This window comes from Candidatus Omnitrophota bacterium (assembly GCA_030688425.1).
Classification (GTDB): domain Bacteria; phylum Omnitrophota; class Gorgyraeia; order Zapsychrales; family JANLHA01; genus JAUYIB01.
Genome location: JAUYIB010000018.1, coordinates 66,931 through 86,118 on the forward strand (window position 1 = coordinate 66,931; position 19,188 = coordinate 86,118).

At 56.5% G+C, this 19,188-nt stretch carries 19 protein-coding genes; all 19 read left to right on the forward strand.

The window, feature by feature from the left end; all coding sequences use genetic code 11:
• Positions 1–160 precede the first annotated feature (160 nt).
• A complete protein-coding gene (locus tag Q8Q08_07155) occupies positions 161–634 on the forward strand; it encodes a prepilin-type N-terminal cleavage/methylation domain-containing protein (GenBank protein ID MDP2653794.1) in 474 nt (157 codons plus the stop codon).
• 7 nt (positions 635–641) lie between these two features.
• Complete coding sequence (locus Q8Q08_07160) at positions 642–1,268, forward strand: prepilin-type N-terminal cleavage/methylation domain-containing protein (protein ID MDP2653795.1); 627 nt, start codon at positions 642–644, stop codon at positions 1,266–1,268.
• 16 nt (positions 1,269–1,284) lie between these two features.
• Positions 1,285–3,009, forward strand: a complete 1,725-nt coding sequence (locus Q8Q08_07165; GenBank protein MDP2653796.1) for a DUF4900 domain-containing protein — start codon at positions 1,285–1,287, stop codon at positions 3,007–3,009.
• Positions 3,010–3,078: 69 nt separating this feature from the next.
• Complete coding sequence (locus tag Q8Q08_07170; GenBank protein MDP2653797.1) at positions 3,079–3,363, forward strand: hypothetical protein; 285 nt, start codon at positions 3,079–3,081, stop codon at positions 3,361–3,363.
• A 203-nt stretch (positions 3,364–3,566) separates the two neighbouring features.
• The gene (gene pilM / locus Q8Q08_07175; protein ID MDP2653798.1) at positions 3,567–4,559 is read left to right on the forward strand and encodes a type IV pilus assembly protein PilM; all 993 of its coding nucleotides are present in this window, start codon (positions 3,567–3,569) and stop codon (positions 4,557–4,559) included.
• 18 nt (positions 4,560–4,577) lie between these two features.
• On the forward strand, positions 4,578–5,165 hold the full coding sequence (locus Q8Q08_07180) for a PilN domain-containing protein (protein ID MDP2653799.1): 588 nt from the start codon (positions 4,578–4,580) through the stop codon (positions 5,163–5,165).
• Positions 5,166–5,272: 107 nt separating this feature from the next.
• Positions 5,273–5,875 (forward strand): type 4a pilus biogenesis protein PilO, encoded by a 603-nt coding sequence (pilO, locus tag Q8Q08_07185; protein MDP2653800.1) that lies wholly within the window; start codon positions 5,273–5,275, stop codon positions 5,873–5,875.
• Positions 5,876–5,879: 4 nt separating this feature from the next.
• Positions 5,880–6,236 (forward strand): hypothetical protein, encoded by a 357-nt coding sequence (locus Q8Q08_07190; protein MDP2653801.1) that lies wholly within the window; start codon positions 5,880–5,882, stop codon positions 6,234–6,236.
• A gap of 1 nt (position 6,237) precedes the next feature.
• Positions 6,238–7,611 carry a type IV pilus secretin PilQ gene (pilQ, locus tag Q8Q08_07195; protein MDP2653802.1) on the forward strand — a complete coding sequence of 458 codons (1,374 nt, stop codon included), beginning with the start codon at positions 6,238–6,240 and terminating at the stop codon, positions 7,609–7,611.
• Between the two features lie 84 nt (positions 7,612–7,695).
• A complete protein-coding gene (locus tag Q8Q08_07200; GenBank protein MDP2653803.1) occupies positions 7,696–9,114 on the forward strand; it encodes an Rne/Rng family ribonuclease in 1,419 nt (472 codons plus the stop codon).
• Between the two features lie 269 nt (positions 9,115–9,383).
• Positions 9,384–9,698, forward strand: coding sequence for a 50S ribosomal protein L21 (rplU, locus tag Q8Q08_07205; GenBank protein MDP2653804.1), 315 nt, complete (start codon positions 9,384–9,386; stop codon positions 9,696–9,698).
• 151 nt (positions 9,699–9,849) lie between these two features.
• Positions 9,850–10,836 (forward strand): GTPase ObgE, encoded by a 987-nt coding sequence (gene obgE, locus Q8Q08_07210; protein ID MDP2653805.1) that lies wholly within the window; start codon positions 9,850–9,852, stop codon positions 10,834–10,836.
• Positions 10,837–10,892: 56 nt separating this feature from the next.
• Entirely contained in the window at positions 10,893–11,981 is a 1,089-nt protein-coding gene (proB, locus tag Q8Q08_07215; GenBank protein MDP2653806.1) for a glutamate 5-kinase, read from the forward strand.
• An 8-nt stretch (positions 11,982–11,989) separates the two neighbouring features.
• Positions 11,990–13,249 carry a glutamate-5-semialdehyde dehydrogenase gene (locus Q8Q08_07220; protein MDP2653807.1) on the forward strand — a complete coding sequence of 420 codons (1,260 nt, stop codon included), beginning with the start codon at positions 11,990–11,992 and terminating at the stop codon, positions 13,247–13,249.
• Entirely contained in the window at positions 13,246–13,830 is a 585-nt protein-coding gene (nadD, locus tag Q8Q08_07225) for a nicotinate-nucleotide adenylyltransferase (protein ID MDP2653808.1), read from the forward strand. The genes Q8Q08_07220 and nadD overlap by 4 nt, the downstream gene beginning before the upstream one ends.
• A 128-nt stretch (positions 13,831–13,958) precedes the next feature.
• Entirely contained in the window at positions 13,959–15,386 is a 1,428-nt protein-coding gene (locus Q8Q08_07230) for a phosphoglucomutase/phosphomannomutase family protein (protein ID MDP2653809.1), read from the forward strand.
• Positions 15,387–15,396: 10 nt separating this feature from the next.
• Positions 15,397–15,990 carry a lysophospholipid acyltransferase family protein gene (locus Q8Q08_07235; GenBank protein MDP2653810.1) on the forward strand — a complete coding sequence of 198 codons (594 nt, stop codon included), beginning with the start codon at positions 15,397–15,399 and terminating at the stop codon, positions 15,988–15,990.
• A 277-nt stretch (positions 15,991–16,267) separates the two neighbouring features.
• Positions 16,268–17,818 (forward strand): 30S ribosomal protein S1, encoded by a 1,551-nt coding sequence (locus Q8Q08_07240; GenBank protein ID MDP2653811.1) that lies wholly within the window; start codon positions 16,268–16,270, stop codon positions 17,816–17,818.
• 132 nt (positions 17,819–17,950) lie between these two features.
• Complete coding sequence (tyrS, locus tag Q8Q08_07245) at positions 17,951–19,126, forward strand: tyrosine--tRNA ligase (protein MDP2653812.1); 1,176 nt, start codon at positions 17,951–17,953, stop codon at positions 19,124–19,126.
• Positions 19,127–19,188 lie beyond the last annotated feature (62 nt).

Consider the following 19,188-nt stretch of genomic DNA (forward strand, 5'->3'; position numbering starts at 1 on the left):
ACCCCGCAGCCTTGATTTGCGTCAGCAAATCATGAGGGGTGTTGAGTTCCCTGAGGAGCCGGGAAAGCATGAAGGCGCAGCAGGATCGCTTTGGTAAGCAAGAAATTTGTCAAAAGGCTTGCGATAACATCACGGAAGCAAGAAGATAATGGGTATCTCTATGAAACAGAAATCTCTCCCATGTTTGATCCGGCCCAGGTCCCGTCAGGGTTATACCCTGGTCGAGATCCTTGTGGCCGCCTTTATCCTGGTCATCGCCGTCACCGCCATTCTGGTCAGCTATATCCGGTGCCTTGAGCTCAATGAGGTCTCGCGTAACTCTTCCGTCGGCATCCGTGCGGCCAGAAGCAAGATGGAGGAGATCAAGTCGACGGCGTTCAGCCAGATTAAGGCCGGTTATCACGGCGCGAGCTTCAATGTGGCCGGGCTCAATGGCAAGGGCGTCAGTTATGTGATCGACACTGATCCGACGATCCTGGAGATATGGGTGTCTGTCAGCTGGCAACAGAAGAGTGGCCGGGTTTACGGGGAAGACAACAATTTGAACGGGCAGATCAATGCCGGGGAAGACGCCAATGCCAACGGGCGGCTGGATTCCCCGGTCCAAATCGTCGACTATCTTTACAACCGGTAGGTGCGATATGCGATTGTGGAAAAAATCCGGGTTCACCCTTGTCGAGATGCTGATGTCCGCGGCTATCCTGTCCTTGGTCATGGCGGGGGGGTACATGATTTTTGCCGCCGGCGAAAACACGTGGTTCACGACCGAGGTGAGTATCCGGCTCCAGGAGAATCTCCGGAAATCCCTGGACCGGATGTTCCGGGAATTGCACATGACCCAGACGGGCCAGTTCCAGATCCTGGACGCCGCCGGGTCCAACAATTCGGATGCGGTCAGGTTTTCCATCCCTGTGGTCTGCCATGCCGGAGACCTTTTGATCGACGCCGGCGGGAATGTGGCCCACTGGGGGGCGCCGCTGACCTGGGGCTGTGCCGGTTCCGCGTGCATGGACGCGGACGACGACTGCGGGACTGTGGACTACAAGTCGCTGGAATACCGGTTAAACAGCGATAACCAGTTGGTCCGGCGCGTGCTCAACGCCGCCGACAGCGTCATCCGGGAGGATATCTTTGCCGAAAGGATTTCGGACTTGCAGATCACGGTGAACGGCCGGCTGATGGTCCTGCAATTGACGACGACACACACGGCGGACAATGGGCGGGTCTTGACGGCCCAGGCGGGGACGAACATCTATTTGCGGAATTGAAGGGCGGTGGGGAGTCATGAAAAGACGGCTGATGATAGGGATGCGGAAGGACGAGCGGGGGGTGGCCCTGGTTTTGACCATTTTTATTTCCGTGGTGCTTTTGATTTTCGGCAGTGTATTCGTCCTGAGGGCCGTTAACGAGAAGCTGACCTCCGAGCGGGAGCGGTACGGCGTCCAGGCCTTTTACCTGGCCGAGGCCGCCAGTGAAATGGCCATTCATAAGATTGATGAATTGATCAACACCGACATGCTGAGCACGGTCAACATCACCAACCCCCAGACGGTCGGCAACAAGGCCAACCAGTTTGTCGGCAACGGCGACGGGGTGGGCTTTCTCATTCAGTTCGTGAAAAAGGGTTCGACTCCGCAACTGTCCCTGGTGGGCACCGACGGCAAGTATGTCCAGGGTGCGACAAATCTGGGTAACGGGAGCTATCAGTATGACGTCTACATTTCGGAAAAATCCAACCCTGTCATGGTCGCGACCGATATTTGGGAATTCCCGTTTTATTACCGGGCCCAGGCCAGTGCCACGGTCAAGAGCATCCAGAAAAAAATCATCCTGACCGGCGACTTCACGGTGCGCGTGCAGCGGGACAACTTCGCGCGGTACGCCTTGTTCACGGACCATCATTCGCTGCCGAACGGGACAACGGTCTGGTTCACCGATAAGACCGATTTTGCCGGGCCGATCCATACCAACGAGCGGTTCAGCTTTGCCCTGAACCCGAGCGGGACGTTCGACGGCGTGAGCACGCAGCACCATAATCAGGCCCGGTTCTACAACAACGGGAGTCCGATCCTGCTGGACGCCGCGGCGAACGGCACCACGGACGTGCCTGTTTTCAACGCGAGCTATACGCGCGGGGTGAATGAGATCGTGCTCGCCTCGTCGGTGCAAAAGGCGGATCTGGCCAACCAGGCCAAGGGGGGGCAAAACATCAGCACGGACGGTATCCACGTCCCCAACAACGGATCGAACCTGACAGGCGGGATCTATGTCCAGGGCGACTCCACGGTCCAGATGGGGGTGGACGCCGGCGATAACGCCATTTACACCATCACCCAGGGCGCGACAACCCAAAAAATCACCGTGGACATCCCCACCAATCAGACCACTGTGGAAACCGTAGGGGGCGGCACGCAGACCTACGCGGGGCTTCCCAACGGCGTCGATGAGCTGGGCACCATCATCTATGTCAACGGGTACGTGAACAGTTTGAAAGGGACCGTCCAGAAAGATACGGAGGTGACCGTCTCCGCCGAGAACGATGTGGTCATCACGGACAACATCCTGTATTCCGATTACACCCCCGCCTCCGGCACGCCGGGAGCGCCAGGATATATCCCGCCCAGCGCCGAGGACAAGAAGAACCTGTTTGGTGTCGTGGCCTGGGGAGGGGACATCCGGGTGGCCACGTCCGCCCCGGACAATGTCAATATTCATGGGATCATGATGGCCCGCAACGGCGAATTTCAGGTGGACGATTACGATGACCAGGGTGTCGGTTCCAGGGGGACAGCGACCCTGCTGGGCGGGGCCATCACGCAGTTCTACGGGGCCTTCGGGTTGTTCAACGGGTCCACGGGGCAATCCGTTTCCGGTTACGGCCGCAATTTCCTTTATGACCAGAGAACCATGATGGGGAAAGCGCCGCCCTATTTCCCCTCCATGAAGACCTTCATCGCTTTCACGAACGACATCACCGATAAAATGGCCTGGGAGGAACGGCACTTTTGACGGAAAGGGTTTCGCGGGGTATGATCATTTCCGTGATGTCCTGAAAAGCGCGGGGGTGAGGATCCGGGTATGAATAAAAATACAATCATTGTCCTGTTAGGCGTCATCACAGGTTTTTTCCTGATTTTCAACGTCCTTATCCAGCAGGAACTGGCCAAGAAGGACCGTTCTCCGGTCCGGGCATCCGTTCCCGCAGGTACGGAAGCTCCCCGCCCCCAACCCAGGTCTCAGCCGCCCGCTCCCTCCCAGGAGCCGGCGTCGGCCGTTCCTGCCGCAGGGGTTTCCGAATCCCAGCCTCCTCCCAAGAGCGTGCAACCTGCCCTGCCTCCTGACAAGGTCCTGTTGGTCCAATAAAACCCCAAGTCCTGCTTGGTGTTAGCGGTTTTCAGGGCTCCGGACGCTCCTTTTTCTCCTGCCTAATTTCCTCCGGAAATTTTAAAGAAAAATAACACTCTTTAGAAAATTTTGATACAATACAGGCACGTATGAATGCCCTTTTGCAGAAATATTTGGATTTTGTCAAAAAATTCATCCCTCAACCTGAAGCAAAACCTTCAGTGGGCATTGATCTTGGCGACAGCGCCGTGAAGCTGGTTGAGGTGCGCAAAAAGGGGGAGAAATACGAGCTGACCGGGTGGGCCATTGAGCCGGTCAGCCAGGGGAACATCAAGGACGCGATCAAAAACATCCTGTCCAAGGTGAAGGCCCCGGGGAAGGCCCCGTTTACGGCAGTTCACGGCAAAGGGACGCTGATCCGCTGCATCACCATGCCCCGGATGACCTTGGCGGAACTCAAAAAATCCTTTTCGCTGGAAGCCGACAAGTATTTCCCGTTTCCTCTCAACCAGATTTATACCGATTGTTACATCCTGGATCCCCGCAGCAAGGAGAGCAAGATGCCAGTCCTGGTCGCGGCGTCCAAAAAAGAGCTTGTCGAGGAACGTTTGAGCCTTCTAACATCCCTGGGCTTACAGCCGGATTTTATCACCCTCAACGCCATTGCCATGGCCAATATCCTGGACGTGCTGACGATCCGCGGCCTTTCTCAGGCCGAGCTGGACAAAAAGTCAACGGCGGTCGCGATCCTGGATATGGGCGATCAGGTCAGCAACCTGACGATCTTTGTTGATAAAGTCCCGTGGTTCACGCGGGACATTTTTGTGGGCGGCCGGGAGGTGACGCGCAACATCAGCCATACTCTCGGGGTCTCGCTTGAAGAAGCGGAAAAGCTCAAGAGCCGGCCGAGTGAGCGCCAGGAAGAGGTCTTGAACGCAGCCGATTCCGCCCTGTCCCACCTTGTCTCTGAGGTCCGGCTGTCGTTCGATTATTTTATCACGGAAAAGAATGTCTCCATCCCGCTTCTGCTTTTGACCGGCGGGGGGTCCATGATGCCCGGCATCGAGGACCTCCTGGCCAACAATCTCGAGGTGAAAGTCAAACCCTGGACGCCCTTCGAAGACCTGGAGCTGGCGCCGGGGCTGAACCGGGAAGAGATCAACGCGCAGGCGAGCAAGCTGACCATCGCCCTGGGATTGGCCCTGTATCAGTGATCCCGGCTTGGAGCCGATATGATTGACATCAATCTGGTCCCGATAAATTTGAGAAAAAAGCGCAAGTCCGTTTCCATGGTGGACAGCACTTTGGCTCTGCCGCGCGAAACCATGCTTGCCCTCGCCGGCGGGGTTGTTTTTCTCCTGCTGGCGGTCCACATCCTCTTGCAGGTTTCGATCGCCGTCAAATTCTTTCAGTTGAAACATTATGAAAAACAGTGGGAGCAGATCGCGGGCGAAAAGACCAATGTTGACAAGATCATCCAGGAGATGCGGCTCCTGCAGACCAAGGTCAAGGCCGTCACGGAAATTTCCGTGAGCAAGAAAATCCTCTGGTCCAAGACGATGAACCTGATCAGCGATCTTTTGCCGCGGGGCGTGTGGTTGACCCGGTTGACGTTTGAGGAGGGGATGTTGACGTTCCAGGGCAGCGCGGTGTCCAAGACCAATACCGAAATGACCAACGTCCACGCGTTCATGTCCAATTTGAAGAACAGCGCGGAATTCATGAAAAGCGTCAGCAGCATCGAGCTCGGCCTGATCAAAAGCCGGAAGATCAACGCCACGTCGGTGGCCGACTTCACGGTCACCGCGGAGATGAAATGACCCGGCGGGTCATTTCTGATGTTTCACCCCAGGAGTGCCAATGGGTTCGCACAGGGACGGTACGACGCGGGGTGGTTGTATGACATGGGCCTATCGGAGTTAAGTTTATGGCAACGAATTATCCCGAAGAGATTACGAAAATCATCGCCAAGCTGAACGAGAAGAACCCTTACTACGTTCCGATCGGGGGCCTGCTCCTCATCCTGGTGCTGGATTATTTCCTGATCATGCAGTTCCAGCTGGCTAACATCCGGACGCTGAATCCCAAGGTGGCGACCCTGTCCCAGGATTTGAAGACCGCCCGCACGAACATCACCCAAACGGATCGTTACAAAAGCGAATTGAAAAAGTTGAGCGAGGAGCGACAGCAGCTCAATTTTAAAATCAAGACCAAGGAAGAGGTCCCCCTGATCATGGAGAGCCTCTCCCGGATCGCCCAGAAAAGCGGCGTTCTTCTCGACCAGATCACGCCGGAGCAGGCCAGCCAGGACGTTGTCCTGAAAAATAATGATGGCCAGTATCTGGCGATCCCGATCCGGATCGACGCCCGCAGCAGCTACCACAGCCTCGGCCGTTTTATCAACCAGCTGGAGCGGGAGGAGGAGTTTTTCCGCGTGGCCAGCCTGTCCATTGTCGGCAACAGCCAAGATGTAATTCAACACTCCATTAATTTGGTGATTAGTGCTATAATCTTCGAGAAAGCGAATTGAGCGTATGCGTTTGACCGTGATCCTTTTCGTTTTCGTCTGGGCCGCCGGGGCGGTGCCCGGCGCCGCCGAGGACCAGCCCTTTGTGTACGATGACAAGGGCAAGCAGGATCCGTTCCTGCGGCTGGTCAGCGCCGGCGGCGCGATCATCAACCTGGAAGGAGACCTGGAGATCACGGACATGGTCCTGGAAGGCATCATCGCCGGAGAAGGACCGAACAATAACATCGCCATCATCAACGGCGTTATCCTCAAGCCCAACGACCGCATTGGCGTTTTCATGGTTCGGCAAATCCGAGAAGACACCGTCGTTTTGGAAAAAGGTCAGGAAAAATTCGTCCTAAAACTCAAAAGGGGGGAATAACATGATGAGGATATTTGGGATTATCGTGGCTTTGCTGGCGTTCAGTTTGACCTCTGTCCATGCGCAACCGGCGGCGACGCCGCAGCCCAAGGAGGACATTACGGTCTCGCAGGAGGGCTTCGTGAGCCTGGATTTCCGCGATGCCGACATCCAGAACGTTTTGCGGATTTTGTCCTACAAGAGCGGCGTGAACATCGTGGCCGGCCCCGAGGTGACGGGTCTTGTCACCATCCAGCTCAAGGACGTCCCGTGGAAGCAGGCCCTGGACGTGATCCTCCAGACGTACGGTTACGGATATGACCAGAAGGGAAACATCATCACGGTTACCACGATCGAAAACCTGAAGAAGCGGCGCGAGAACGCCCAGATCCTGACCGAGCAGGAGGTCCTGATGACCAAGACCTTTCCGCTCAACTACGCCAAGGCGTCCGAGATCATCGGATCGGTCGAGAAGATGGTCAGCAACCGCGGGAGCGTGAATTACGACGAGAGAACCAACTCCCTGATTGTGAGAGACACTTCCGACAACATCGACCTGATGACGGAGGTCATCGGGCGGCTGGACTCGACGACCCCCCAGGTCCTCATCGAGGCCAAGATCGTCGAGACCACTCTCAACAACACGGAGAACCTGGGCATCGACTGGGTCACGGAAGCGACCGTTTCCGGGTCCAAGCGGCCGACGCTTTGGCCTTTCACCACGCATTCCTCGAACAAGTATCTGCCGGACAATATCCCGGCTGCGGAAGACACGGAGTTCAGTTTCGGTACGATCAATTTCTCCCAGTTGCAGGCGGTGCTGGAGTTGTTGAGGACGCGGACGGACACCAACATCCTTTCCAACCCGCGGATCGTCACGCTGGACAACCAGCCGGCGCAGATCACGGTCGGCAGCCAGTACCCGATTCCGACCTATGTCTACAACGAAGAACAGGCCCGTCTGCAGGTCAACGGGTGGGAATACAAGGACATCGGTATCATCTTCAGCGTCACTCCCCACGTGAACAACGCCGGATTCGTGACCCTGGACATCGAGCCGAAGGTCACCGATATCCTGGATTTTGTGACGGTCGAGAACACGTCTCTGCCGCGGCTCAGTTCCGAGTCGGCGAAGACCAAGGTCATGATCAAGGACGGCGAGACCCTCGTCATCGCCGGCTTGATCAAAGACCAGGTGACGGATGTCAAGAAAAAGACGCCGTTTCTGGGTGACATCCCGCTCTTCGGGCTGATCTTCCAGAAGACCAGCAAGACGGTCGTGAAAACGGATCTTTTGATTTTCTTGACGCCGCACATCATCACGCCGGACGCGTCCGGGGCCACCAAGGCGGCTGAACAGCCAGCGGCCCCTGCGGCCGAACAGCCGCAGTCGTAAACCGGCCGGAGCTCACGGGTTTTTTAAACAAGGAAAGTTTTTGACCTTTCCTATGGATAATTCATTATTCAGAGAGGAAGCATTGTGTCGCGAGAAATCCTTTTTCATGTCGGGGACGGCGAGAAGCGTGTGGCCATCCTCGAAGACGGCAAGCTCGACAATTTTCTCATTGAGACAGAGCACCGCCAGTCGATCTTAGGGAATGTTTACAAGGGACGGGTGGAATCCATCCTGCCGTCCATCAACGGCGCGTTCGTGAACATCGGCCAGGAGCGCAACGGTTTTCTTTATCTGACCGACGCCGTCAACCCGCTCGTCGCGGACGACCTTGCCAACAAGCCGAAGCACTTTCTCAAACGCTTTTTCAACCGTCCGGACAGGAAAGAAGGCGAGAAGAAGGAAGGCGAGCCGCAGCAGCAACATCAGCGGCACCACCATCGCCGGGAAGAGAATAAGCCCTTGCCGCTGACCGTGGGGCAGGAGATCCTTGTCCAGGTGGTGAAAGACCCCTTCAGTAACAAGGGGGCGCGTCTGACCACCCACATCTCCCTGGCCGGCCGTTTTGTGGTCTTTATGCCGTATGACCAGCACCACGGCGTTTCGCGCAAGATCGAGAGCTCGGAAGAACGCCACCGGCTGAAAGAAGTCCTCCGGGAGCTCAATTTCACCAAGACCGGGGGCTTCATCGTCCGCACGGTGTCCCAGGACCAGGGCAAGAAAGAGCTCCTGCGCGACGCCAAATTTCTCTATAAAATCTGGCAGCAGATCCAGGCGCTTTCCGAGCAGAAGCAGGCGCCGGCGCTCATTTATAAGGAATACGACCTGGTCTGGCGGGTGGTTCGGGATTATTTGACCGAGAAGGTGGACAAGCTTGTCATCGACTCCCAGGACGATTTCCTGCGTGTGCGCAAATCGGTTGAAAATTTGATCGGCAGCCACCTTGTGGAGAAGATCATCCATTACAAGGGAAATGCCTCGCTTTTTGACTCCAAGAATATTTCCAGTGAGCTGGAGACCATTTATGACACCAAGATCATGCTCAAGTCCGGGGCCTATCTTGTGATCGAGCCCACCGAAGGGCTCACCGTTGTGGACGTCAACAGCGGGAAGTTCAAGACCAAGGCATCGCCGGAAGACGCGGCGTTTATGGTGAACATGGAAGCGGCTCCGGAGATCGCCCGCCAGCTGCGCCTGCGGGACGTGGGCGGGATCATTGTCATTGATTTTATCGATATGTCGCGGGAAGGACACAAGCGCAAGGTTCTGGAAGCTCTGCAAAATGCGTTGTCCAAGGACAGGGCCAAGACCGAGGTCAACCGGATCTCGGCGCTGGGCCTTGTGGAAATGACCCGGGCCAGGACCGGGAACACACTGGATGCCATTTCCTTTGTCCCCTGCCCGTACTGCGACGGCCGCGGCCGGGTGCGGCTGGGCGTCAGTCACCTTCCGGTGGCCCAGGAGCATAAGCCGCAGGCTCCTTCCCAGGAACACCGCTCCTCTTAAATTTGAGAAAACGCGTTCGCGGGATATCCCCGGCAGTATGTTTTTTTGATTGACATTTTCGCGTTTTCCGCTTAAATGGAGTATTCGATTCGAAGGGGTAACGGAGCCATTGACCCCGGCTGCCCACGAGGGGTATTTCAGGTTGTCATCAAGCATCCTGGTTCAGCTGTTAGGACGCAGCCGAACCAGGATCAATTCGCGCAGGTTGAGTTGACGTCGCCCCGCTTCGCGGGGCTCCGTAACTCAAGCGCTCATTGAGGAGGATGGATATGTTTGCTGTTATTCAGGTCGGGTCCAACCAATACCGGATCCAAGAAGGCGATACCATCGAGGCCAACCGCCTCGGCGAGGAAAAGGGCAAGACCCTGATGATCGACAAGGTGCTGTTTTTTGAGAACGGGGAAGATGTCCGCGTCGGCCAGCCGTATCTCAAGGACGTCAAGGTCACGGCGACCGTTCTCGGCGACACCCTTGATGAGAAAAAAATTGCTTTCAAGTTCCGCCGCCGCAAGGGTTACGCCAAGAAGAAGGGCCATCGCCAAAAGCTGACAGCCCTCACCATCACGAAGATTGCCGCCTCATGAGCACATGATTTGCGGAGCCATAGGTGACGCAAATCATCCGTGCGAATTAGCCCTGCGGAGGAGAGCGAACCCGCGAGCGAACGGTGCGGAGCAGGGTTAATGTGATTGGCGCATCATTTGCGAACCTCTCAAGGACGAGCACTACTAAGCCATGGCGATGTTTGTGGACGAGGCAAGAATCCAGATCCAGGCCGGAGACGGCGGCAAGGGCTGCGAAAGTTTTTATAAGGACAATTTCACCCGTCACCCCAGACGCGACGGCGGAGACGGCGGCAAGGGCGGGGACATTGTGCTCGTGGCCGATTCCCGCATCCACACGCTGATGGATTTCCGTTTCCGGCAGCATCACAAGGCCGAGCGCGGCGGACACGGGAGCAGCAAGGGCAGTAAGGGCAAGGCCGGAAGGGAATGCCTGCTGCGCGTTCCGGTGGGGACGATCATTCGGGACGATGAGACGGGTTTAATAATCCGCGATCTGGCCGTGACCGGAGAACGCGTAATCGTGGCCAAGGGCGGCAAAGGCGGACGCGGCAACATGAGCAAGCGTCCTGTCTCGGCCCCTGGTAAAGGCGAAGTTAAAACGATCCACCTCGAGCTCAAGCTTATCGCGGATGTCGGGATCATCGGATTTCCCAACGCTGGTAAATCGACGCTCATTTCCAATATTTCCAAGGTCCAATCCAAGATCGCCAATTATCCGTTTACGACCCGCCAGCCGATCCTGGGCGTCGTCGAGACCGATAGCGTCCGGTTTACCGTCGCGGATCTTCCCGGGTTGATCGAAGGCGCCCACGAGGGCCGCGGATTGGGGATCAAATTCCTCAAACACGCCGAACGGACCAAGATTCTTCTGCACCTCATCGATATGGCCGGCAGCGAAGGCCGCGATCCCATCGAAGATTTCGAACAGATCAATCAGGAACTTGAACTTTACAGCGACGTCTTTTTCCGTAAGGAGAAGGTGGTGGTCGCGAACAAAATGGACCTGGACTCCGCCAGGGAAAACCTGAAACGTTTTAAGAAAAAATACCGGGGCAAGGTGCTGGCCATATCGGCGGTTAACAAGAACGGGCTGGCGGAGCTTGTGGACGCGCTGGCTGTTATAATAGAGAAGAGCAAGAAGGCTGACAGCGTTTAAAACCATAAATCCCGCCTGCGGACGCAAGGCGGCGGGATAAATTCAGGCATTCATTTATGTTTAGGAAATTTCCGAAACCAGTCAAGAGGATCGTCGTCAAGATCGGGTCGAGCGTCATCGCCACCTACAAGATGCAGCCCAAGGCGGCGCAGCTCTGCGCCCTGGTGGACGAGATCGAAACTTTGGCCCAAAAAGGCATCGAGGTCGTGATGGTCAGTTCCGGGGCCATTGTCCTCGGGATGGGCGAGATGGGGCAGGCCGCCCGGCCGTCGGATTTGGCGGGCCTGCAGGCCCTGGCCGCCATCGGCCAGAACGTTTTGATGCGCACGTACACAGACCTGTTCGGAAAGAGCGGGATCAAGTGCGCCCAGGTCCTTCTCACCTGGGAAGATTTTGACGACCGGACCAGATATAACAACGCGCGCCACACCCTTCAGGCCATTTTGGAACAAGGCGTGGTTCCCATCATCAACGAGAACGACACGATCTCCACCGATGAGATCAAATTCGGGGACAACGATAAGCTTTCCGCTCTGGTGGCGGCCCTTGTCCGCGCGGACATGCTGATCATCCTGTCCGATGTCGAAGGGCTTTACGCCTACAAGGACGGCAAGAAGGAAATTTTCGAGGAGATCAGGGAGATCACCGGCGAGATCGAAGGGTACGCGTCCGGCACGAGCAAGAAACAGATGTCCCGCGGCGGGATGACCGCCAAGCTGGACGCCATCAAGATCGCGACCCAGGCGAACATCCCCTGTGTCATTGCCCACGGCGAAATGCCGGATGTCCTCACCCGCGTCGTGTCCGGGGAACGGATCGGCACGCATTTTGTGGGAAAAGAGGACAAGAGCCTGGCCCGCCAGCACTGGATTTCTTTCGGCGCCAAGCCCAAGGGGAGTTTGACGGTTGACGACGGCGCCAAGGCCGCGCTGCTCAAGGGCGGACGCAGCCTTTTGCTGCCGGGGGTCGTTTCCTGGGAAGGGAATTTTAAAGCGGACGACGTCGTTGTCGTGTCCGACAAGGACGGCCGGGAGATCGGCCGCGGCATCAGCAATTACTCCGTGAGCGATCTTCACAAGGTCAGCGATAAAAAAGACAAGAAAGAAGTCATCCACGTGGACAACCTCGTGCTCTGTGCCAGGTAAGGAACGCCATGACGCTTGAACAACAAATCGTTAAAATGGCCCAGGCCGCCCAAAAAGCGGCCCAGATACTATCCCTCATCTCCACGGATGAGAAGAACGCCGCCCTGCGCCGCATGGCCCAGGCCCTGCAGGAGCGCCGGGACGACATTTTCAAAGCTAATGCAAGAGATCTGAAGGAAGCCAAAGGCCGCCGGTATCCGCCGGCGCTGGTTGACCGGTTGACGCTGAACGGCAAACGCGTTCAGGAAATGGCCGATGGGCTGGCCAGCGTGGCCCAGCTTCGGGACCCCGTCGGGGAGATCCTGCAGACCATCCCGAGGCCCAACGGGCTTGTGATCAAAAAGGTGCGCACGCCCATCGGCGTGATCGGGATCATTTACGAATCGCGCCCCAACGTCACCAGCGACTGCGTCGGGTTGTGCCTGAAATCCGGCAACGCCGTGATCCTCAAGGGCGGCAGGGAGGCGGTCCATTCCAACAAGGCGATCTTCACGGTCTTGCAGGACGCCCTTAAGGAGACCGGCATCCCGAAGGACGCTATCCAGCTCATCTCCTCCACGGACCGCCCGGCGGTGAACATCCTCCTGCGTCTGGACCAGTATGTGGACCTCATTGTCCCGCGCGGCGGCGAAGGGCTCATCCGGTTTGTGGCGGAAAACTCCAGGATCCCTGTTGTGAAACATTACAAGGGCGTGTGCCACACCTATGTCAGCGACAAGGCGGATTTGGATATGGCGCAGCGGATTTGTTATAATGCCAAAGTCCAGCGCCCGGGGACGTGCAACGCCATGGAAACCATGCTGGTCCACAAGGACATCGCGGCGAGGTTTTTGCCTGTCATGATCGAGTCGTTTCAGAAGGCCGGGGTGGAGATCCGCGGCTGCCCGGCGACCCGCAAGATCGTCAGGAAAGGCGTCAAGCCGGCCACCGCACAGGACTGGTATGAAGAATATCTGGACCTCATCTTGTCGGTGAAAGTGGTCGGCGGCCTTCTGGAGGCGGTGGACCACATCAACACGTACGGCACCCGCCATTCGGACGCCATCGTGACCCAGGATGAAAAAGAGGCCGGGCGATTTTTAAAATCCGTGGATTCGGCGTGCCTGTATGTCAACGCCTCCACCCGTTTCACCGACGGGTATCAGTTCGGCATGGGCGCGGAGATCGGCATCAGCACGGACAAGCTCCACGCCCGCGGCCCCATGGCCCTGGAAGAATTGACGACCTACAAGTTCGCCGTGTACGGCAGCGGACAGGTCCGAGAATGAAAACAACGCGCATCGGCCTTTTGGGCGGCACCTTCAATCCGGTCCATATCGGGCATATGGTCATCGCCCAGACGGCGTTGGATAAGGCCGGCCTGGACAGGGTGATTTTTGTCCCGTGCCATGAGCCGCCCCACAAAAAGATCCCGCACCTGGCTTCGGCCAGGGACCGGCTGGCCATGATCCGGCTGGCCGTGGCTGAAAATCCGCGTTTTGACGTTTCGGATGTCGAGGTCCGGAGGGCCGGCCGTTCCTACACGATCGACACGGTCCGGCATTTCCGGGATCTGTACAAGGGCAAGGCGAAATTGCATTTCATCATCGGCGGCGACAGTTTTGCGGCGCTGTCGGCCTGGCATTGCATCGACGAGATCGCCAGGATCGTGACGTTCATTGTCGTCAACCGGCCCGGTTACGAGACGAAGCGCAGCAAGATCAAGGCGGTTTCAATCGTCATGCCGGGCCTGGACATTTCGTCGAGCAAACTGCGCCAGCGCGTGGCTGAAGGGAAATCGATCCGATACCTGGTACCGGACCCGGTGGTCCGGTATATCGAGCGGAAGAATATTTACGCAAAAAAATAACCGAGATCCTGCTTTGCAAGCGTTCGCTCGCAAGCCCGTTTACGCAAAACAGGGTTAATTCGCGCAGATGAGTTATGCCTCCCGGCAAGCCAGGGCTCCATAACCCATGCGCTCATTAAGGAGACCTCATGACAGCTCAGCAGAACACAGAGATCAAATTCGGGACCGATGGGTGGAGGGGGGTCATCGCGGATAACTTCACCTTCAAAAACGTGCAGGTCATCGGCCAGGCCATCAGCGAATGGATCAACCGTGATCTTCAGCCCATGGACGGCCGCAAGCGGTTGGCGGTCGGGTACGATACGCGTTTCATGTCCGGCGATTTCGCCAAATTGATCAGCCGTGTGTTTGCCGCCAACGGGATCGAGGTCCTTTTGTCGGACGCGCCGATCCCGACACCGGCGCTGAGCTACGGTGTCACCCGCAGCCGCTGTGTGGCGGGGATCATGATCACCGCCAGCCATAATCCTTACCAGTTCAACGGGGTGAAGATCAAGACCGATAAAGGCGGCGGGGCCTCCAAGGACATCACGGACCGCGTGGAGGCGCTTCTTCATCAGGCCGAAGTTCGGGTCGCGGATTACGAGCAGGCAAAAGCGGCCGGCCAGATCATCCGGCACAATTATAAAACCGATTATCTCAGATTCCTGAAGAATTACCTGGACCTGAAAAAGATTAAGAACACGAAATTTAAGGTCTTGACCGACGTCATGCACGGCAGCGGCGACAGCCTGATGGCGGAGATCCTCAAGGGCACAAAAGTCCGCCTGACGCTGATGCGCGAAGACATCAATCCGTACTTTGAAGGCAAAAAGCCCGAGCCGGTCGTGGAATTCCTGAGCGAAATCCTCAAGCGCGTCAAAAACGAGAAGTTTGACCTCGGTCTTGTCCTCGATGGCGACGCCGACCGCATCGCGGCCGTGGCCCCCGGAGGGGAGTTCATCCACCCGCAAAAAATCCTCGGGCTTCTGGTCCTGCACCTGGTCCGTAACCGCGGCCGCCAGGGCGGGGTGGTCAAGACGATCTGCGGCACGACCATGATCGACAACATCGCCAAAAAGCTGGGGCTGAAGCTTTATGAAACCCCGGTGGGTTTCAAGTATATCTCGGACTTGATGGTAAGCCAGAACATCGTGGCCGGCGGGGAAGAGGCCGGCGGCATGGGCCTGCAGGATTACATCCCCGAACGCGACGGGACCCTGGCCGGACTTCTTCTCCTGGAGATGATGGTTTATCAGAAGAAGAACATCAAGAAGATCGTGGACGAAATGGAGAGGGAATTCGGCCGTTACTATTACCAGCGTTTTGACCTGAAACTGCGCGGGGGGCAGACGTTCAATCTCGAGCAGTTGAAACAGACAAAGGAACTTTTGGGTAAAAAGGTTGTCCAGGTCAAAGATTTCGACGGTGTCAAGCTCATTTGCGAGGACGAGAGCTGGCTCATGCTGCGCCCGTCCGGGACAGAGCCGCTGGTGCGCGCGTATTCGGAATCGAAAAGCCTGGCCCGGGCCAAGGCCCTCATTAAATATGGCGAGGCCCTTCTGAAAGCGGGCTGATCCCACGTCTATGCAATATTGTTTAGCGTATGTGCTGGTCTGGTGCCTGAGCAAGCTGTTTTTTCCTTTGACGATCCACGGGGACAGAAGCACCGTCAAGCGCGGCACGTTCATCGTGGCCAGCAATCACATCAGCAATATTGATCCGCCCCTGCTCGGGTTTTGCCTTTTGACAAAGATGTCCTACTGGGCCAAGGACACGTTGTTCAAAAACAAGATCCTTGGCGCGTTGATCCGCGGGCAGGGCGGTTTTCCCATCAACCGGGAAAGCGCCGACATCGGGGCCTTGCGTGAAGCCCTCCGGCGCGTGAAATCCGGAAGTTCCATGGTGGTTTTTCCCGAGGGAACCCGAAAGCGGGGCGCTGGAGAAAGTTCGGTGCATGAAGGCGTGGGTTTCCTTGTGGCCAAAAGCGGCGTCCCGGTCGTCCCGGTTTTTATCCGGGGGACCGACAAGGTCCTGCCCCCGAACGTCCGTTTCCCCCGCCGCCATCCGGTGGAGGTCTTCATTGGCCGACCTGTCACGTTCCCGCCCCAGAAGGATTATGAAGCCGTGGCCCGGCAGATCATGCGTGAGGTCGAAGCCCTCGCCCCTTCCGCCGTATAAGCGTTGTCTCCCCGTCATTTCTGCAGAATAAAAAGGCATTCTCCCCTTTGGGTTTGCGACTGCCGCGGGCTACTCAAGATTTTGATTGACAAAGTATCGAAATTTGGGATAATGGAAAAACTTCGAAGCGCCTTCTTTATGTCTTATGCAGAAAAGGCGATTCGACCCTGGTGTTTTGTCCCGTCGGAGACGGGCAGCCGGGGGCGAGTTTCCCTGTTGTTGAGAAAACATGAGGAAGCCCCTTCGGAGAATCTAAAATAAAGAGAGGTTTTTCACCATGAGTGAGCACAAGCAGTCATTGATGGAATTGTACGACAGCACCTTTAAGGATATCGCGAAGGAAGGAGATATCGTCCAGGGGACGGTCGTGGCCGTGACCCAGAAAGAGGCGATTGTGGATATCGGATTTAAGTCCGAGGGCTTTGTCCCGATCGAAGAATTCCGCGATCCCCAGGAAATGCAGATCGGACAGAAGATCGACGTCCTGGTGGAATCCATCGAGGACGAGGACGGACGCCTGCTGTTGTCCAAGACCAAGGCCGAGCGCGTCAAGGGCTGGTCAAAGGTCATGTCCAATATAGAGGAAGGCACGATCGTCAACGGCCGCGTCACCAAGCAGGTCAAGGGCGGGTATATGGTGGATATCGAAGGGGTGGAAGGTTTCCTCCCGATGTCCCTCTCCGCTTTCAAAGGCCTGGCCATGTCGGACATCCTGTCCGGCAAATACAAATTTCAGGTCGCCAAGATCAACAAGCAGAGACGCAATCTCATCCTCTCCCGGCGGGACGTGGTCCAGAAGGAGCGGGAAGAGGTCCGCGAAAAACTCTGGGGCGAACTTCAGAAGGGTCAGGTCCGCCAGGGCACGGTCAAAGGCATTACCGATTTCGGTGCTTTCATCGACTTGGGCGGCGTGGACGGGCTTTTGCACATCACCGACATGAGCTGGTCTCGCATCAATCATCCTTCCGAGATCGTTTCCATCGGCGACAAAATGAAGGTCATTATCCTGGACTTCGACAAAGACAATTCCAAGGTTTCCCTGGGGTTGAAACAGATCAGCCCCAATCCGTGGGACGACATCTACAATAAATTCCCCGCCGGTTCCCGGGTCAAGGGCCGTGTCGTCAACATCATGCCTTACGGCGTGTTTGTGGAGATCGACAAGGGGATCGAAGGCCTGTTGCATTCCTCCGAGATCTCCTGGCAGAAAAAGCTGGTCAATCCCCAGGAGATGTTCAAGGTCAACGACGAGATCGAGGTCCAGATCATCAACGTGGACAAAGATTCGAAGCGTATTTCCTTGAGCATGAAGCAGTTGGAAGCCAACCCCTGGCTGGAAGCGCAGAAAAAATTCCCCATCAATTCCAAAGTAAACGGTGTTGTCCGCGGGTTCACCGACTACGGCGCTTTTGTGGAGCTGGAGTCCGGGCTCGAAGGCATGATCCACGTTTCGGACATGTCCTGGACAAAGAAAGTCAATCATCCCCAGGAGGTCCTGTCCAAGGGCCAGGAGATCGAGGTCATGATCCTGGCCGTCGATCCGGACAGCCGCAAGATCACCCTGGGGCTCAAACAGCTGCAGGACAATCCGTGGTCCAATATCGCCGAGAAATATTCCGTCGGGCTGGAGGTGGACGCCGAGGTGGTTCTCAATTCCAATTTCGGTGTTTTCGTCCGGCTGGATGACGAGGTGGAAGCCCTGGTCTATTCCTCGGAGATCGACAAAGAGAAGGCCGCGGCGCTCAAACCCACTGACAAGCTGAGGGTGAGGGTCATCAAGGTCGACGTCGAGCAGATGAAGATCGGGGTGAGCACTCGCCTGCATTAATCCTCATATGCGGCGGGACAATGCGCATGTCCCGCCGTGCATCGTCCTATTCCGCCGAATGCCATGATCCCGGAATAAGCCTTCTTGGAGAACAAGCTGTCCGGTGGCGCTTCTCCCGATGGAGGGGATGACATGGATTTGACCGCAACGATCGATCTTATTTCTCGTGGCACAACCGAGATCATCGGGCTGGAAAGTTTGAAGAAAAAACTTGCGGACAGCCGCAAGACCCGCAAGCCCCTGTGTGTGAAGGCGGGGTTTGACCCGACGGCCCCGGACATCCATTTGGGCCATGTGGTGCTCCTGAGAAAGTTGAGACAGTTTCAGGACTTGGGCCACGACGTGTTCTTTCTCATTGGTGATTTTACCGCCCAGATCGGCGATCCGACCGGCCGCGATCAGTTGCGCGTCAAGATGGACGCCGCAACTGTGGCAAAAAACGCCAAAACCTATAAACAGCAGGTCTTTAAAGTCCTGGATGGGCGCAAGACAAAGGTGGTTTTCAACAGCGAATGGCTTGGAAAGCTTTCAAGTCCGCAGCTGCTGGAACTGACGGCGTTGTCGAGCGTGGCCCAGATGCTGGCCCGGGCCGACTTCAAGAAACGTTTTGAGGACGGCAAGGAGATCAGTCTTCTGGAATTCATCTATCCGCTCCTGCAGGGATACGACTCCGTTCATTTGAAAGCCGACATCGAGTTGGGCGGCTCGGACCAGAAGTTCAATCTTCTGATGGGACGCCAGCTCCAGGAATCCTTCCACCAGGAACCGCAGGTCGTGATCACCACGCCTCTGCTGGAAGGGACGGACGGCGTCAAGAAGATGAGCAAGTCCTTGGGGAATTATATCGGGGTCAATGAGCCCCCGCAGGAGATCTTCGGCAAAGTGATGTCGATCAGCGACGAACTCATGTTGCGTTATTACGAGATTTTAACGGACGAAGATCTATCCGCTGTCCGGGCCCTTCATCCCAAGGAAGCCAAGCTCAATCTGGCCATGACCATCGTGTCGATGTTGTACGCTGCCGAGCAGGCGCAGGAGGCCCGCGAAGGATTTGAAAAAGTTTTCAGCCAGAAACAGCTCCCCGAGGACATGGTGGAGTACCGCTTGACAGCGGGACGCACGGAAGCGCTGGCGGACATCCTTTTGGCGACGAAGATGGCGGGTTCCAAGAATGAGGTGCGGCGCTTGATCAAGCAGGGAGGCGTCAGCCATGAGGGGCAGAAGGTCGGCTCCGAGGGCTGGTCCGCGAAGCCCGGGGTCGTCAAGGTCGGGAAGCGCCGGTTTTTGAGAATCCTCGCCCCTTCCTAAAAATATTTATAGAAAAATACGAAATTTAATCTTGACAAAATAGAATTAGATATTATACTAAA

Excerpts from the sequence above, each read along its gene's own strand:
- obgE (MDP2653805.1), top strand. The coding sequence starts at position 9,850 with ATGGCGATGTTTGTGGACGAGGCAAGAATCCAGATCCAGGCCGGAGAC.
- Q8Q08_07180 (MDP2653799.1), top strand. The coding sequence starts at position 4,578 with ATGATTGACATCAATCTGGTCCCGATAAATTTGAGAAAAAAGCGCAAG.
- tyrS (MDP2653812.1), top strand. The coding sequence starts at position 17,951 with ATGGATTTGACCGCAACGATCGATCTTATTTCTCGTGGCACAACCGAG.
- pilQ (MDP2653802.1), top strand. The coding sequence starts at position 6,238 with ATGATGAGGATATTTGGGATTATCGTGGCTTTGCTGGCGTTCAGTTTG.
- Q8Q08_07190 (MDP2653801.1), top strand. The coding sequence starts at position 5,880 with ATGCGTTTGACCGTGATCCTTTTCGTTTTCGTCTGGGCCGCCGGGGCG.
- nadD (MDP2653808.1), top strand. The coding sequence starts at position 13,246 with ATGAAAACAACGCGCATCGGCCTTTTGGGCGGCACCTTCAATCCGGTC.
- Q8Q08_07230 (MDP2653809.1), top strand. The coding sequence starts at position 13,959 with ATGACAGCTCAGCAGAACACAGAGATCAAATTCGGGACCGATGGGTGG.
- Q8Q08_07240 (MDP2653811.1), top strand. The coding sequence starts at position 16,268 with ATGAGTGAGCACAAGCAGTCATTGATGGAATTGTACGACAGCACCTTT.
- Q8Q08_07235 (MDP2653810.1), top strand. The coding sequence starts at position 15,397 with ATGCAATATTGTTTAGCGTATGTGCTGGTCTGGTGCCTGAGCAAGCTG.
- Q8Q08_07160 (MDP2653795.1), top strand. The coding sequence starts at position 642 with ATGCGATTGTGGAAAAAATCCGGGTTCACCCTTGTCGAGATGCTGATG.
- Q8Q08_07165 (MDP2653796.1), top strand. The coding sequence starts at position 1,285 with ATGAAAAGACGGCTGATGATAGGGATGCGGAAGGACGAGCGGGGGGTG.
- Q8Q08_07170 (MDP2653797.1), top strand. The coding sequence starts at position 3,079 with ATGAATAAAAATACAATCATTGTCCTGTTAGGCGTCATCACAGGTTTT.
- pilO (MDP2653800.1), top strand. The coding sequence starts at position 5,273 with ATGGCAACGAATTATCCCGAAGAGATTACGAAAATCATCGCCAAGCTG.
- proB (MDP2653806.1), top strand. The coding sequence starts at position 10,893 with ATGTTTAGGAAATTTCCGAAACCAGTCAAGAGGATCGTCGTCAAGATC.
- rplU (MDP2653804.1), top strand. The coding sequence starts at position 9,384 with ATGTTTGCTGTTATTCAGGTCGGGTCCAACCAATACCGGATCCAAGAA.
- Q8Q08_07220 (MDP2653807.1), top strand. The coding sequence starts at position 11,990 with ATGACGCTTGAACAACAAATCGTTAAAATGGCCCAGGCCGCCCAAAAA.
- Q8Q08_07155 (MDP2653794.1), top strand. The coding sequence starts at position 161 with ATGAAACAGAAATCTCTCCCATGTTTGATCCGGCCCAGGTCCCGTCAG.